The organism is Ktedonobacter sp. SOSP1-85 (genome assembly GCF_016587415.1).
Classification (GTDB): domain Bacteria; phylum Chloroflexota; class Ktedonobacteria; order Ktedonobacterales; family Ktedonobacteraceae; genus Ktedonobacter.
On the sequence record NZ_BNJI01000002.1, the window covers coordinates 541,276 to 556,487 of the forward strand.

General features: G+C 52.6%; 12 protein-coding genes. 8 read left to right on the forward strand and 4 right to left on the reverse strand.

Annotated features, from left to right (window positions below; translation table 11 throughout):
- Nucleotides 1–13 precede the first annotated feature (13 nt).
- Nucleotides 14–631, forward strand: coding sequence for a bifunctional 2-polyprenyl-6-hydroxyphenol methylase/3-demethylubiquinol 3-O-methyltransferase UbiG (locus tag KTE_RS30605; protein WP_201388209.1), 618 nt, complete (start codon nt 14–16; stop codon nt 629–631).
- Here KTE_RS30605 and KTE_RS30610 read toward each other — a convergent pair.
- Nucleotides 628–951 (reverse strand): hypothetical protein, encoded by a 324-nt coding sequence (locus KTE_RS30610; RefSeq protein WP_201388211.1) that lies wholly within the window; start codon nt 949–951, stop codon nt 628–630. The two genes, KTE_RS30605 and KTE_RS30610, sit on opposite strands and share 4 nt — an antisense overlap.
- Before the next feature lie 97 nt (nt 952–1,048).
- Here KTE_RS30610 and KTE_RS30615 point away from each other — a divergent pair, with 97 nt between their 5' ends.
- From KTE_RS30615 to KTE_RS30630, 4 genes are all read left to right on the forward strand, one after another.
- Nucleotides 1,049–3,142, forward strand: a complete 2,094-nt coding sequence (locus tag KTE_RS30615; protein WP_201388213.1) for an amino acid permease — start codon at nt 1,049–1,051, stop codon at nt 3,140–3,142.
- Between the two features lie 3 nt (nt 3,143–3,145).
- Nucleotides 3,146–5,236, forward strand: coding sequence for a diguanylate cyclase (locus tag KTE_RS30620; RefSeq protein WP_201388215.1), 2,091 nt, complete (start codon nt 3,146–3,148; stop codon nt 5,234–5,236).
- A 476-nt stretch (nt 5,237–5,712) separates the two neighbouring features.
- A complete protein-coding gene (locus KTE_RS30625) occupies nt 5,713–7,584 on the forward strand; it encodes a glycosyltransferase family 39 protein (protein ID WP_255553042.1) in 1,872 nt (623 codons plus the stop codon).
- 34 nt (nt 7,585–7,618) lie between these two features.
- Nucleotides 7,619–9,793 (forward strand): glycosyltransferase family 39 protein, encoded by a 2,175-nt coding sequence (locus KTE_RS30630; protein WP_201388219.1) that lies wholly within the window; start codon nt 7,619–7,621, stop codon nt 9,791–9,793.
- Between the two features lie 134 nt (nt 9,794–9,927).
- Here the strand turns inward: KTE_RS30630 and KTE_RS30635 are convergent, their stop codons facing one another.
- The 3 genes from KTE_RS30635 to KTE_RS30645 form a co-directional block, all read right to left on the reverse strand.
- Nucleotides 9,928–10,743, reverse strand: a complete 816-nt coding sequence (locus KTE_RS30635) for a class I SAM-dependent methyltransferase (protein ID WP_201388221.1) — start codon at nt 10,741–10,743, stop codon at nt 9,928–9,930.
- A gap of 258 nt (nt 10,744–11,001) precedes the next feature.
- A complete protein-coding gene (locus KTE_RS30640) occupies nt 11,002–11,775 on the reverse strand; it encodes a trans-aconitate 2-methyltransferase (RefSeq protein WP_201388223.1) in 774 nt (257 codons plus the stop codon).
- Between the two features lie 114 nt (nt 11,776–11,889).
- Nucleotides 11,890–12,468, reverse strand: coding sequence for an AAA family ATPase (locus KTE_RS30645; RefSeq protein ID WP_201388225.1), 579 nt, complete (start codon nt 12,466–12,468; stop codon nt 11,890–11,892).
- 278 nt (nt 12,469–12,746) lie between these two features.
- On the opposite strand from KTE_RS30645, the gene KTE_RS30650 reads away from it, so the two are divergent.
- The 3 genes from KTE_RS30650 to KTE_RS30660 all read left to right on the forward strand — a co-directional run bounded on the left by KTE_RS30650 (nt 12,747) and on the right by KTE_RS30660 (nt 15,171).
- Nucleotides 12,747–13,256: a GNAT family N-acetyltransferase gene (locus KTE_RS30650; RefSeq protein ID WP_201388227.1), complete on the forward strand. Its 510-nt coding sequence runs from the start codon at nt 12,747–12,749 to the stop codon at nt 13,254–13,256.
- Nucleotides 13,257–13,410: 154 nt separating this feature from the next.
- Nucleotides 13,411–14,070 (forward strand): flavin reductase family protein, encoded by a 660-nt coding sequence (locus tag KTE_RS30655; protein ID WP_201388229.1) that lies wholly within the window; start codon nt 13,411–13,413, stop codon nt 14,068–14,070.
- A gap of 237 nt (nt 14,071–14,307) precedes the next feature.
- On the forward strand, nt 14,308–15,171 hold the full coding sequence (locus KTE_RS30660) for an LLM class F420-dependent oxidoreductase (protein WP_201388231.1): 864 nt from the start codon (nt 14,308–14,310) through the stop codon (nt 15,169–15,171).
- Nucleotides 15,172–15,212 lie beyond the last annotated feature (41 nt).

The window sequence follows — 15,212 nt, forward strand, 5'->3', positions numbered from 1 at the left end:
GATGCAAGTATCTATGGACTACCAACAGGTCACGACCCTTTTGCAAGAAGCCTACAATCGCGAGAGTGCCAGCAAGCGCAACCAGGCCAAAAAAGAGGATTGGAAGGTTGCCGAGCGGCAGGATTTTCTCGACCTCTTACAACGTGAGGGGAAGCAAACACTGCTAGAGGTGGGAGCAGGAACCGGCACGGATGGCCTCTTCTTTCAGCAGCAGGGCCTGCGCGTCGTCTGCACCGATCTCTCGCCTGCTATGGTCGAACTATGCCGCGAGAAGGGCCTGGAGGCTCACGTCATGGATTTCCTGAGCCTGGACTTCCCCCCCGCCTCCTTCGACGCGATCTACGCGCTCAACTGCCTGCTCCATGTGCCAACAAAGGATCTCCCCAGTGTGCTGGAGAAGCTGCGCGACCTCCTCCGCCCAGGCGGGCTCTTCTTCCTTGGCGTCTACGGCGGCAACGAGCAGGAGGGTATACATGAGGAAGACTCGCATAAACCATCCCGTTTCTTTGCCCATCACACCGACGAGTTCATGCGCGAGGCCGTCTCACCCTTTTTTGAGATTGTCTCCTTCAAATCTATCTCAATCACAAATTCAGATTGGCGCTTTCAATCCCTGGTGCTCAAGCGCTAGTGTGTTTTGAGCTTTAAATCGAGGTCCAGGTTGGGTAATAAGTGATAACTATTATGGTTGACTTGATACTCAACCGTGCTTCCCTGATTGTTTACCTGGTTTCCGCTATTGCCTGCATTATCCTGGTTATTGCCCTGGTTCCCTGTGTTCCCCTGATTGGTTCCGGTATAATAGTTGGTGGCATTGTTGTTGTCAGAGCCCTGATTGACTAGATTATTTATCTGGTCTTTATTTCCCTGGCCCTTAGGGGGAGATTTCCCGGAAGATGTCCCCGCGTTATTGACCTGGTTGCCAGCATTCGCGGCATTATCCTGGTTCAAACCTACATTGTAGCCCTGGTTCCCTAAATTCCCCTGGTCAGCTCCTATAAACAGCAGTGATAAGGATATCTATTGTCCCACGACGACATAATTAATTATGCGAAGATATATTTCTAACTTTTATCATCCTACTTCCAGGGAAATCCAGCAACTCCCTCCAGTACTGGGAGCAAGGGACCTTGTGGTCTTCTTGCTCTTTGATGTGGTGGTCTTTTCAGACGTGATGCTGATGCAAATAGAAGAGCCCTCGGCTCTGCTCTACTGGATACTTGGCGCATGTATCTTCTTATTCCCTGCCGCCCTGGTCCTCCAATGGCTAATAAAGCGCTTGCCGGGACAGGGAAGCTTTTATGCCTGGACCAGTCTTGTCTTTGGTACAGTGCCTGGTTTTATCGCTACCTTTAGCGTGTGGATTACAGGCATGATCCTTACCGCCGCGTCCATTGAAAATACAGTGGGTTATCTGCGCATTCTCAAACCAGGATGGCTTGCGATGCCTGTTCAGCAAGGCATAGCGATGATGATAGTGCTCTTGCTTGTCACGGGTATCAGTTGTATACCTCTTATTCACTTAAAAAAACTTTTATTTTATGCCTGCATCTGTTACTGTGCTCTCTACATTATCTTAGGCGTAGATGCCCTCTTATGGTTGCTTCATGGCCACCACTCGGCCCAGCATTGGACTCAACCTGAAAACTGGCTCCTGATGAACAGCAATGTGCAGCATAACTATAGTGTGGTTATGCTCTCATTCCTTGGCGTTAATCACCCTCTCTTTCTTGGGAATGAGGTGCGCGGAGGAGAGGCAGGGCTACACCGGGCCTCCAGCTATGTCTGGTGGGGAAGCGTCATCACGCTTCTCCTCCATCTACTCGCGACAATGAGTGCGTCTGTCTTCCTCTTCTCTCACCCTACTAATGAACTACAAGCGGGGTTCGAACTCTCCTTCAAGGAACTAGGCTCACGCCTGGCCCCTCTGGCTGTAGTTGTACTCGCTGGCGCGGCTATCTTCCAGGCCGTGGTCTTCATGTTCCTTTTCGCTCGTTTACTGGTAACCCTGGCTCAGCACCAGCGTGCCCCTTCTTCCTTCGCGCGCGCCTATCTTCCAGGCGTCCCCCTCCTCAGCCTGCTCCTACAGGCACTGGTGATTGGTATCGTGCTCTCGCTTGGTTTTATTCTGCTCCCCTCTCTGTTTGGCGAGAACGCTGTTTTTGTGGAGATGACACGCAATGCTTACCAGATCCTGCTGGCGGGAGCCAGTGTGATTCTTTTAGGTTCGATGGTCCTAATTTTTCTACTGCCCGTCCTGATCGTCTATCATAGGCCCTTACAGCATGAGTTGTCTCTACGTGTGCGGCCCAAACATATTTTCCTGCTCCTGGTCGCGCTTATGGGGGTCAGCGCATCACTTCTGGGTATCTGGACCACGCTTTCTGCTTCCTGGATCACAACGCTCTCCAACAAACGTTGGAGCAGCATTGTGCTTATCGTTGTGCTCGTCATCTTGCTCTTAAGCTGGTTATGCGGCGAGTCGCCACGCCTGCGCACGCTGGCGCACTATCAACAGGATGAGACGACAAAAGAGCAAACCTTGCGTGAACAACTACAGGAGGCGTATCAACAACAGGAGGTATTACTCTCAGAGCTGGACCGCCTCTATCGCGAACAGGCACTCGCCGCGCTCACCGACCCCGTGACGGGCCTCCCTAATCATCGGGCTGTGATGAACGCCCTTGAGGCAGCTTTCAAGGCAGCTACAACCCCCTTTGCCATCATCTTTATGGACCTGGATCATTTTAAAAACATCAATGACCGCTGGGGACACCGGGCAGGAGATGCAATCTTACACGAGGTTGGACAGCGCTTACGCGCGGGGATACGCGCAGGAGATTTTATTGGTCGCTATGGTGGCGAAGAGTTCGCCGTACTATGCCACAATGTGACGCTTGCGCAGGCCAGCGAGATGGCACAACAGCTTCAACTCACCCTGGCGCGCCATCCCTGTTCCTGGCACACAGAAGGGCAGACGCATAACATTGTCGTTACAATAAGTATAGGTATAGCCCTCTACCCACTACACACGACAACACAAGCGACTCTCCTGGAACTGGCAGATCTCGCCATGTATCAGGCAAAGCAAGCTGGGCGAAATTGTATCTGTATCGCGTCAACTAGAGATGAGCAGGTTTGAACTATGCTTACATCTTCACAGAAGCCCTCACCCCTACCATCCTTGCCAGCTATACTCAGCACACGCGACCTGATTGTACTTGTAGTAAACTTTGTACTGCTCATCGACACTATTGCATATGCCCAGTTTGCCGGAGGTAGCGCCTTACTTCCTTTACTTGTCGGCATCGTATGCTTTCTCCTTCCGTCCGCCTTTATCATACAGTGGCTCACCAGCCGCCTCTCACACTGGGGGAGCTATTATGATTGGGTCGAGCACCTATTTGGGCGTTATACCTTTATTGTTATTTTTAATGTCTGGTTCCCCAGTATTCAAACGCTTGGAGGGATCTTAATCGGCCTGGCGGGCTCCGTTCAGGATAGCCTGCCTTACTGGCTACAAACCCCTGCGGGCAATAGCATCTTCTTACTAGGCATGCTCTTTCTGGCGGGATTTATGGCCTGCTTTCCCACGCGCCTCCTGCTCCGTTTTCTCCTTGTCGCCTGCCTCTTTACGATTGTAGCCTGCTTCTGGCTTGGGGGCATCTCACTCTGGTTTCTCTGGCATAGCCAGGCCTCCTCGCCTCTCTTGCTCATCTCTAGCTGGCACCTCAATAACACAACATCGCCTCTCTATGGCGAGATAATCTTTGCCCTATCAGGCCTTCCCTTCCCCATCTTCCTCTGGTCTGAGGTCCGCCAGGCACACTCCGGGCGCCCGCATCCCTCAAGCTATGCCTGGTGGGGCGCGATCATCATCGGGCTCTGCTATCTTCTTATCTCCGCTTCCCTGCTCATCCTGGTCCCTCCTACGGAGAAGAGCACCCTGCTTACCGCGGGACAGGTGATCTCGCTCAAGCTGGGTAGCGGGCCCGGAGTCCTTTTCCGCTGGATACAGCTCTGTAATTATGGGATTATGCTGACAACCTCGATCTTTTTCTATTCGCGTGCCCTCTTCTTGCTTGCCCAGCATCGCCGTCTCCCTGCCTTGCTCGCTCGCTTCAATCGCTTTGGTGTTCCAATCTACAGTACTAGCGTACAGACCATCGCGACGGCCTGTCTCATGTTCCTCTCCTTCTTTATACTGCCACTACTTTTTGAAAATCCTAATCAGCTAGGAGAGACGGCACAGATTATTTCACAGGTCTTCCTGGCAAGCTCAAGCGTGCTCTGGTCAGGTTCTATGATCGTTATGTTTCTACTGCCGATAATACTGCTTTTTCGTCCACACCGTTCTACGCACCGTCTCCGACGAGAGCGCATTGCGGTCTCGCTTATTTCGTTCGTGGGCATAAGCGCGACCCTGGCAGGTAGCTGGAGCGTATTGACCGTCTCCTGGATAGCCAATTACATTTCGGGTGCGCATTGGAGCATTCTCATTCTGCTGGTCGTATTCAGCACGCTTGGCATTAGCTACATTGGGAGCGAGTCTCCTCGTCTGAGAACATTTCTCCGTGAGCAAAAGTTGTTGATGGAACGGGAACGACAGATGAGGCAAGAACTCGATCAGGCATATCATTACCGCCACCAACTGCTTGAAGAGCTAGGAAGGCTCTACCAGCAGCAGGCTCAGGCCGCGCTTACGGACCCGGTAACTGGCTTACCAAATCACCGTGCCATTATGGATAAGATGGAGGAGATACTTACGACCTGCCTCTCTGAGCAGCGTACCTGTGCGATCCTCTTTGTTGACCTGGATCGTTTCAAGCAGATCAATGATCGTTGGGGACATATCGCGGGCGATACCGTACTTGTGCAGATTGGTCAGCGCTTCCGCTCGGCTCTGACACCTCAGGAGTTCGTGGGGCGTTATGGCGGTGAGGAGTTTACCCTGATAAGTGCTGATAAAACGCTAGAGGAGGCGCTCGTACTCGCCAGGCGAATCCAAGCGCTTCTCACCTTTCAGTTACCTATCTCCCAGAGCGAGAACAACATAGCCCTTATTTCCGTTACCGCCAGTATTGGTATTGCGCTTGCACCACTTCATAGCACAACACTTGAGGGGTTACTGGAGTACGCGGACCAGGCAATGTACCAGGCCAAGCAGCGTGGGAGAAATGCCATCTGTTACGCATACAAACATGAGAACCTTATTTCTTGGAGATGCTCTTACTAATTCCAAAGGTCTAAGGCTGGTTACTACAAAATATCCTCAACCGTTCTACGAACTGAATAGATAAATGCCACTATAAGGCTACAGAACACCGCTCATTGCCGCAGAAACCAGACCCTTCTCAATTTTTTCATAGTAACCGGAGGTTATTTCATGTCCCTGACATCCCTAAAGCCCCAGGTGTGCGATGAACAAGCTCCCTCGGCCAAAGGGGCTCGTTCCCTATTAACCTGGCTGAAAAGCTGGGAGCTCTATGCCATTCTCCTATTAGCGATTCTCTTCCGCTTTTATCTGCTTAAAACAGGCGGATTTATGGATGACGAGGCGATTGTCTTTCGCATGGCCCATGACGCCTTCGCACACGGACTCTTCCCTATTACCAGCAATCGGGCCTCGCTGGGAAATCTTAATTTTCCCCTCGTTGAGTATATCTTTATGCTACCCGCCGCCTTTAGTGGCGACCCATTGGGGGGCATATCCTGGTTGCGCTCTTCAATGTCGTGGCGATCTTCCTCGCATATTTCTTTACCCATAAGTATTATGGACGGCTCGCCGCAATCATTGTCGCGCTGCTCTATGTCACCTCCGTTGCAGCCCGAACATACAGTCAAGATATCTGGCAGCAAAACTTACTGCCGCCCCTGGTGATACTCTTCTTCTTCTGCCTGTTTCGTGGTGTCGTAGCCAGGCGCGGCAACTGGCTCTTTCCGGCGCTCGTTCTGCTGGGGCTACTCTATCAACTACATGGCAGTTCTCTGCTGCTCGTCATTCCCTTACTAGTAGCATGTGTCCTGGCATATAAGACTATTCGTTGGCATGAAATCGTCCTGGCGGCCCTGGTTATCTTGCTCATCATCACCCCCTTTATTTATTGGGAATTTCAGACCAATTTTCAAGATATTCAGATCATGCTCAACGCATCAAAAAGAACTGTTTATTTTGACACAGTATCTATCGACTATTACAAATACTTTCTCTCTGCCTACTTTATGAGTCCAGCATTTCGTGTGGACATAAGTCCAACCCTTCACGTGAACCAGTTGCCAAATTACCCAACCTCGATACTCCTCACCACGCCGCTGCGCCATTTGCAACGTCCCCTTCGCCTTGAGAGCGAGGTTGTGATGCCACTACTCTTCGTGGTCAGCGCCGTAAGCGCGTTGCTTACTGTCATCTGGCCGTCAAGACGTGAGCAGGCATCACAGGCGGCAAAAGGTATCAAGGGACAGGTTTGGAACTGGCTGAAGGACTTCTGGGCATCGCCTGCTCGCCAGGGCCTCTTGCTCCTCCTCATCTGGCAGGTTATTCTACCCTTGACACTCCTGCGGCACTCGATTCTACTCTATCCACATTACTACATCATGTACCTGCCAGGTCAGTTTATTCTGATTGCCATCTTTGTGACCAGGGCTGTGAAGTTCCTGCAACAGCATCGCTCCCTTGGCACAACAATCGCACGCTTTGGCCTGCTCACGCTCGTTGCGCTCATCCTCTTCGCCCAAACCCTGGGTATATCGATCATGATGATTGATACGGCTCAGAGCCGCTTCGATGCGAATATTACCAGGCACAGCTTTGACGATCTCGGATCTATGCAGTCAGCCTTAAACGATGCGGATCAGTTTGCCCAGGCTCATCATATTCAGCGCATCTATATCTCGACCGCGATTCCCGACGGGCAGGCACTGCGCTACCTGGCGGAGCAACTGCACACCCCGACCACACTCTATGACTCGACCATGTGTACCGTCCTGCCCGGCTCACAGGCTGGCTCAGTCCTCTATATCGCTGACCCGGGGAATGCCATTCAGAACCAGCTTATCCAGCAGTATACCCACGCCACGCTTGTCGCCCGCCCACCCCGCCTGGGCCAGCAACCCTACAATATGTATCTGCTGACCGCCCAGGCTGAGCCCGCGCCCGTAACAGGCACATTCAGCAGCAACCTCAAGGCGTTAAGCTCCTCCGCGCAGGTCCTGCACACGCCTGATAACCAGCTTCAGTGGCTCTCAACCCGCTGGCAGGTTCAGCAGACCCGACCAGCAGCGGCACGCACCTTCTACAATACCCAGTTTCTCTTTAATCCTGCTGGCTCGGCCAAAGACAATCCCACTTGTCAGCTCACCGCTCTCAACCAGGGAGATCAGATCTTCACCCAGCAAGCCATTTCTACAACAGATCCAATGCCAACCGCATTGACCTTCCAGGTACAGACCAGTACCAGCGTGCCTGTCACCCGGCCCCTGGGTCCCTTAACGCTTACCACCTATGACAACGTTGTACAGCAGACACAAACGCTGCAAACCGCTACTGGTCAGCAGAGCGTGACCATGCCTGTAAAGATGCAGTAAGCGAGTAAATATGACAATAATCGGAGGTTATTTCATGTCCCTGGCATCCCTAAAGCTCCAGGAGAGCGATGAGCAAGCTCCCCCGGCCAAAAGGGCTCGTTCTCTATTAACCTGGCTGAAAAGCTGGGAGCTCTATGTCATTCTCCTGTTAGCGATTCTCTTTCGCTTTTATCTGCTTAACACAACCTCATTTATGGATGACGAGGCGATTGTTTTTCGTATGGCCCATGACGCCTTTGCGCATGGGCTCTTCCCCGTTACCAGCAATCGGGCCTCGCTGGGAAATCTTAATTTTCCCCTCGTTGAGTATATCTTTATGCTACCCGCCGCCTTTAGCGCGGACCCGCTGGGAGGCGAGATGCTAGTCGCGCTCTTCAATGTCGTGGCAATCTTTCTTTCCTATTTCTTCACTCGGAAGTATTATGGACGGCTCGCCGCGATCCTTGTCGCGTTGCTCTATGTCACCTCCGTCATGGCCCGGGCATACAGTCAGAATATCTGGCAGCAAAACTTGATGCCCCCCCTGATCATGCTCTTCTTCTTCTGCCTGTTTCGTGGTGTCGTAACCAGGAGAGGCAACTGGCTCTTCCCGGCACTCGTCCTGCTGGGCCTGCTCTATCAGCTTCATGGCAGTTCTCTGCTGCTCGTCATTCCCTTGCTAGTAGCCTGCGTTCTGGCGTATAAGACCATTCGCTGGCACGAAATTGTGCTGGCTGCGCTGGTCATCTTGCTCGTCATCACGCCCTTTATCTACTGGGAATTTCAGAACAATTTCCAGGACATTCAGATCCTGCTCAATGCATCCAAGAGAACCATTCAATTCGATACACAAACCATCGACTATTATCAATACTTGTTCTCCGCCTACTTTATGAGTCCAGCATTGCGCGTGAATCATCTGCCAAACTATCCAACCTCGGTACTTGTCAGCACACCACTGCACTATTTGCAGCGTCCCCTCCGCTTTGAGAGCGAGCAGGTGATGCCGCTGCTCTTCGTGGTCAGCGCCGTAAGCGCATTGATTACCGTCATCTGGTCCCCCAGGAAAGAGCAGGCGACACAGGCATCACAGGGTATCAAGGGGCAGGTTTGGAGCTGGCTGAAGAATTTCTGGGCATCACCTGCTCGCCAGGGCCTCTTGCTCCTTCTCATCTGGCAAATCATTCTACCCTTGACACTCCTACGTCGCTCGATTCCTCTCTATCCACATTACTACATCATGTACCTGCCAGGTCAGTTTATTTTGATTGCCATCTTTGTGACCAGGGCTGTGAAGTTCCTGCAACAATATCGCTCCACATATACGGCTATCGCACGCTTTGGCCTGCTTACGCTCGTTGCTCTCATCCTCTTCGCCCAAACCCTGGGCATGTCTGTAATGTTGATCGATACGGCTCAGGGCCGCTTTGATGCGCATGCCGCCTACCCGGGCTATGAGAATCTCTCGTCTATGCAACCGGCCTTAAATGAAGCAGATCAGTTTGCCCAGGTCCACCATATTCAGCGCATCTATATCTCGACCACGTTTGCCGATGGACAATCGCTGCGCTACCTGGCGGAGCAACTGCACACCCCGGCCACACTCTATGACTCGACCACGTGTACCGTCCTGCCCGGCTCACAGGCTGGCTCAGTCCTCTATATCGCTGACCCGAGGAATGCTATTCAGAACCAGCTTATCCAGCAGTATACCCACGCCACGCTTGTCGCCCGCCCACCCCGCCTGGGCCAGCAACCCTACAATATGTATCTGCTGACCGCCCAGGCTGAGCCCGCGCCCGTAACAGGCACATTCAGCAGCAACCTCAAGGCGTTAAGCTCCTCCGCGCAGGTCCTGCACACGCCTGATAACCAGCTTCAGTGGCTCTCAACCCGCTGGCAGGTTCAGCAGACCCGACCAGCAGCGGCACGCACCTTCTACAATACACAGTTTCTCTTTGATCCCGCTGGCTCGGCCAAAGACAATCCCACCTGTCAGCTCACCGCTCTCAACCAGGGAGATCAGATCTTCACCCAGCAAGCCATTTCTACAACAGATCCTATGCCAACCGCACTGACCTTCCAGGTACAGACCAATACCAGCATGCCTGTCACCAGGCCCCTGGGTCCCTTAACGCTTACCACCTACGACAACGTTGTACAGCAGACACAAACGCTGCAAACCGCTACTGGTCAGCAAAGCGTGACCATGCCTGTAGTGACACAGTAAGCGAACAAGCGCTACTTACGTACGCGCCTACGCAGGTGGGCATCCCCCCGGTTGCTAAGCAATATGCAACCTTTGCCTTTACCAGGCAACCCAGCGTAGGCGCGTACGTAAGTAGCGCATTCCCTTACATAAAATTATTGGCAGGGATAGAAGGCCACGGGGACGCGGCGCAGGACGTAAACCTTGCGCTGGCGCAGGAGGCGCACGCCCTTTGGCGTCGTGTTATAGCGTACGTAGAGGTCGAGCGCTGCCCAGTCGCGAGCGGCCTCATATGGACATGGCGGCAGGCGCCAGTTGCTGAGCATGGCCCACATCTGCTTCAGGTAGGCCTCAAAGTGCTCTCCATCGCGGAAGTACTCCTCGTAGAAGTACACCTTGGAGCTTACTGGGAAGAGTCCCAACTCCGCGTATGTGCTTATAATCAACTCGTGATCGGTGTAGTAGTAGGGTGTATAGTGCCTGCGGCCAAAGATCTCGCCCAGCGGATAGCCATCGAAACCACTGACAAACTCCTGCACCACCATGGCTTCCTGGCGCAACTTAGGTATAAGTTGCTCGCTGAAATTCGGCCCCCGGCGGCTATAGGCCAGGTCAAAGGTATCGTCTGGCAGACTGGCAATGGCTTCAGCATCGTAAATACTACCATACACGGTAGTTACGTTCTCCAGGCCCAGGCGCTCAGTGCGCAAGCGTGTGGCCGCCAGCAGCTCTTGATTTTGGTCCAGGCCCCAGATATGCTTCACCTTTGGCGCCAGGCGGCAGAGGGTCTGTCCCGCACCACACCCCAGGTCCAGCACATTACGCTCCGAGGTGGCATACAGGTCCAGCAAGCGATCAACTTCAGCAGTGGGATTCTCGCCATAATACTCGACGAGAGCAGGGGAGACAGCAGACGTATAGCTAGTAAAGGCGCCATAGCGCTCGGCCAACTCGGCATCAAAATCAAACATGCATCAAACTCCAGTCATTGCGTGACACAGAGAGGGCGCAACACAACAACCCTCCTGCCAAAAGGAAAAGTAATAGCTCGCGGACATGCCTCATCTGTAGGGTCCATGCTGGCATGGACTCTTCTCCCAAACGATCCGCAAGTAATTATCCCCTATCGCCTCTCAAGAGGCATGCAATGACTAAAGCAGCACAGTAAAGTTCCAGCCTTTCAATCTATATACTCAAGTATAACACACAAAAAAGTATCAACGGACCAGTTATATATGCACAAGTGCTAGTTGTCGTATCCCCCATTCAATTTCGTCGTCTCTCTCGGCGACTTGTGTGAGGACCCGTAAATCCTCCTCTATGCTATTGATCAGGTCAGGGGAGTAGTGTTGTTGGATGAATGGCTGGTGTTTCCAGGATTGAATATTCATCCAAAACATCATCGCGGCTTGTGCCGTCGTCACTTTGACGGCCTGCACCCGATTTCTATGTATTTGAAGGGAATTGCTTTGTGTTAGCGCCTCTAAGGATGGTCCTATGTACAGATTATTTGCTTGATGAGCTAGCATGGTCGCAACGATCTCTAGATACTGGGCAAGCAATTTATGCTGTGTATGAATCCATTCCGTCTCTTCTATCAACAAGAAACCGCCTGGTTGCAATTGTGTCGCCCAACGCTCAATGATAGATTGGGGCTGTTGGAGGTGAGTCAGCAGGAAGCGGCAGTAGATCAGGTCCGCCGGGCTGTAGGGAAAGGGTACAACAGTGATATCATGACAAGCAAACGAGATATGAGGCGTTGCAGTCTTTTGTGCAGAGGCGATAAAGCTTGGAGAGAGATCCAGGCCAATCACTTGTTTTGCTTGAAGAGTGTCTGCAAGCAGGTGTGTTGTGCAGCCTGGTCCACATCCCAGATCTATCACAAGAGAGGGCGTCTCCTCAAGGCACTCGCGCAAAAAGAGGCTTGTTGACGCAGAATATACTTCCGCGAGCACTTCTAGTCGCTGTCTGGCACGATCAGTGTGCGTAAAAGCGTAGGTCATCTATCCTCCTTAGAAAGAGAAAATCGCTTTATTCTCTGATAACATAGGCGCCGATGTAGTTAATAGGCCTTTTCATCCTATCACATCGTGCAGAGGCCGTGTAATGATGCAATATCAGCGGACGCGGTCGTTTGCAAGGGCCTGCCGCACTTGCTGGAGGAGCTCGGCATACTCAATGCTTTGCGGTGTTGTGGTGTCGATTGCAATTACCTGGCCACCAAGCGACATGGGCGCAAGCTCTCCCTGTAAGAGCCGCTCTTTGTTGTCTTCAAGCCATTCCAGGTCACTGTGGCCTGCGTGGCGTTCTACGCTCTCCACCCGTGCCAGGAAGCGTTCCAGCAGGACCTGGCCATCGGCCTTACAGAGAATCTGCAGTGGCTCAAAGTCATAAGTGCTTTGCAGTTGCAGGAACTCGGCGCCCCTCAATTCTGGGCGCCCAAAGAAGCCCTCGATCAAAAGGGATTGCCCTGCTGCTAACAAACGACCGGCAATGTAATAGAGCAGGGCGAAAGAGGCGGAGCCAAGCTGTGAGGGTAGCTTATTGCTCGCGCCTCCAAGGCCATCATGAAGCGCCTCAAATATCCCATCTCTGGAGAAGACTGGAAGGTGCGTATCCGCTCCCAGGCGCCTGGCCAGGGTTGTCTTTCCAGCCCCAGGGAGACCATTTACAATTACCAGTAACGGCTTGCCCATATAAATCCTCACCTTCCTCTTAAAAAAGTATCAACTTCAAGACCTGGATCAACCTCTTTTCAACCTTCCTCGACGCACTATATCATCGAGAGACATAGGTAGAGAAAGTATATGTCAAATGCCAGAGGAAAACACCGGCATTTCGCCCGATGCGCCCAGATTGACGCTTATGCTATGCTACAAGAATGAGCAAGGCCTCTCCTGTATGTGATAGAATAAAGCGAACATAGAAAAAATGTTCATCAGGATAGAATAGCAGTCAGGAAGGCAGAGACAAAATGAGCCAACCCACACCAGATTCCACGACCAATCAAATTCTCCTGCGCGACGTGATCGCAAGCGACCTCCCCATTTTTTACGAGCAGCAGCTAGATCCCGAGGCCAACTATATGGCGGCCTTCACGACCAAAGACCCAACTGACCGCGAAGCCTTTATGCACCATTGGCAGAAGATTCTCAAGGATGAGAGCACCACGAATAAGACTATTATTTCTGGGGAACAGGTGGCAGGAAGCGTCTCGAGCTATCGAGATGAAGAGATGGAGGGGCCAGAGGTCACCTACTGGCTTGGCAAGTCCTACTGGGGCCAGGGCATCGCCACCCAGGCCCTGGCGGCCTTTCTGAAGATTATGCAGGTACGCCCCATCTTTGCCCGCGTGGCGAAGGATAACCTCGCCTCACGCCGCGTTTTGGAGAAGTGCGGCTACACCATCTGCGGCGAGGGCAAGGGTTATGCCAACGCCCGTGGCGCGGAGACCGAGGAGTTTATTCTCCGCCTGGAAGTTTGAAGCGCAAGAATCAGATAGTCTCCCATTCATTTATGCCGTATGCTTGGCACATGTAGAGGCCATGCTGGCATGGCCTTATACCACACCTGAAACATGTAGGGGCCATGCTGGCATGGCCTATCCTCGCATAAGCACAAAGAATGGAGCTATCCTAATGCATAGAGTCATCGAACCGAAAATTCTCTACTTTGGCACGCCCGTCGTCCTCATCAGCACACGCAATCCAGATGGATCGTTCAATCTCGCCCCGATGTCCTCAGCCTGGTGGCTAAACCAATCATGCATGTTGGGAATGAGTGGGAGATCAAAAACGGTGGAGAATCTGCTGCGCGAGGGCCAGGGCGTGCTCAACCTCCCCTCGACCGAGCTTGTCGGCGCGGTCGACCGGCTGGCCCTCACCACAGGGAGCAATCCCGTCCCTGAATCCAAGGCAGAGATCGGTTATCGCTATGAGCCGGACAAGTTCGATATCTCAGGCCTAACCCCCATCCCTGCGGACCTCGTCAACGCGCCACTCGTAGCCGAATGCCCGGTCCAACTGGAGGCGCAGGTCGAGCAGGTACACGCCTTTGACGAGCAGAATGGAAGCATCAAGGCTATCGAGATGCGCATTCTCCGCGTCCACATCGCGGAAGACCTCCTCGTCCCCGGCACAAGCAACTATATCGATCCCGAGAAATGGAGCCCTCTTATCATGAACTTCTGCGAGTTCTTCGGTCTCAGCGGCAAAATCCACCCCTCCCGCCTGGAGCCCGCCTTCTACGGCCTCCCACGCAAAACAGAACCAGCCTTGCACAACTCCATGCAAGCATAGTCCGAAATTATGAAGCCCGAAATTTGACAAATAACATTTGCATTCTTTGCATCCTTATATTACCATACTGTTCCCCCTATGCACATCGTTCCTTTGAACGTTTTTTCTGCTGCTTTTCGCCGTATACTCTAGTTGAGGCTGAGGAAGGAAACGATGGGGGCCCGTTGTCCTCTCCAGATTAAAACGCTTCGCGAGCAAATTGTATACGTACTCTATTTATGAGCAAGAGGAGTCATAATGACGGCAGGTAAAAAGCTGAGCTTTGGCATCAAAACGGTACCACAGCATACGACATATGAGGATATGCTCCGCGTCTGGCAGGAGGCCGATAGTATCCCATCCATTGAACACGCCTGGCTTTTCGACCACTTTATGCCCCTGGGGAAGGATTTCACAGGTCCCTGCCTGGAGGGTTGGACGCTGCTGGCAGCCTACGCGGCTGTAACCAAACGCGTACGCCTGGGCCTGATGGTGACAGGTAATACATATCGGCATCCGGCAGTGTTGGCCAATATGGCAGCCACTGTAGATATTATTTCAGGGGGTCGTCTGGATTTCGGCATCGGCGCGGGCTGGAATGAGCGTGAGCACAGCTCCTATGGTATCCCCCTTTACTCTACTGGAGAACGTATACGGCGCCTTGGCGAGGCATGCGAGATCATTAAACGGATGTGGACCGAAACCGCGCCAGGCTATGAAGGCAAATACTATCAAATAAAAGACGCTTACTGTGAACCCAAACCCATACAGAAGCCTCATCCGCCCTTTGTTATTGGCGGAGCGGGTGAGAAACTGACCCTGCGCATCGTTGCTCAGTATGCCTCTATCTGGAACTTCGTGGGAGGCGGCGCTGAGATTTTTCAGCAGAAGAGCGCCGTCCTCGATAGCCATTGTGCCGCCATTGGACGAGATCCACAAACAATTCAGCGCTCAATCCAAGTATTGGTCTATCCCGAAGACCTAGAGGAAACTCGCAACCAGGTACGCAGCTATGCCCAGGCAGGCGCGACCCATCTCATTCTGAGTTTGCGCGCGCCCTATCCAGAAGGTATCGTTCACCGCCTCGATGAGGAGATCATTAAACCGTTATCCAGAACTTAGACATTTAGGACATGCCTAAACGATGTCTGGTTCCTGCTTCA

Excerpts from the sequence above, each read along its gene's own strand:
- KTE_RS30660 (WP_201388231.1), top strand. The coding sequence starts at position 14,308 with ATGACGGCAGGTAAAAAGCTGAGCTTTGGCATCAAAACGGTACCACAG.
- KTE_RS30635 (WP_201388221.1), bottom strand. The coding sequence starts at position 10,743 with ATGTTTGATTTTGATGCCGAGTTGGCCGAGCGCTATGGCGCCTTTACT.
- KTE_RS30650 (WP_201388227.1), top strand. The coding sequence starts at position 12,747 with ATGAGCCAACCCACACCAGATTCCACGACCAATCAAATTCTCCTGCGC.
- KTE_RS30645 (WP_201388225.1), bottom strand. The coding sequence starts at position 12,468 with ATGGGCAAGCCGTTACTGGTAATTGTAAATGGTCTCCCTGGGGCTGGA.
- KTE_RS30640 (WP_201388223.1), bottom strand. The coding sequence starts at position 11,775 with ATGACCTACGCTTTTACGCACACTGATCGTGCCAGACAGCGACTAGAA.
- KTE_RS30605 (WP_201388209.1), top strand. The coding sequence starts at position 14 with ATGGACTACCAACAGGTCACGACCCTTTTGCAAGAAGCCTACAATCGC.
- KTE_RS30615 (WP_201388213.1), top strand. The coding sequence starts at position 1,049 with ATGCGAAGATATATTTCTAACTTTTATCATCCTACTTCCAGGGAAATC.
- KTE_RS30655 (WP_201388229.1), top strand. The coding sequence starts at position 13,411 with ATGCATAGAGTCATCGAACCGAAAATTCTCTACTTTGGCACGCCCGTC.
- KTE_RS30630 (WP_201388219.1), top strand. The coding sequence starts at position 7,619 with ATGTCCCTGGCATCCCTAAAGCTCCAGGAGAGCGATGAGCAAGCTCCC.
- KTE_RS30620 (WP_201388215.1), top strand. The coding sequence starts at position 3,146 with ATGCTTACATCTTCACAGAAGCCCTCACCCCTACCATCCTTGCCAGCT.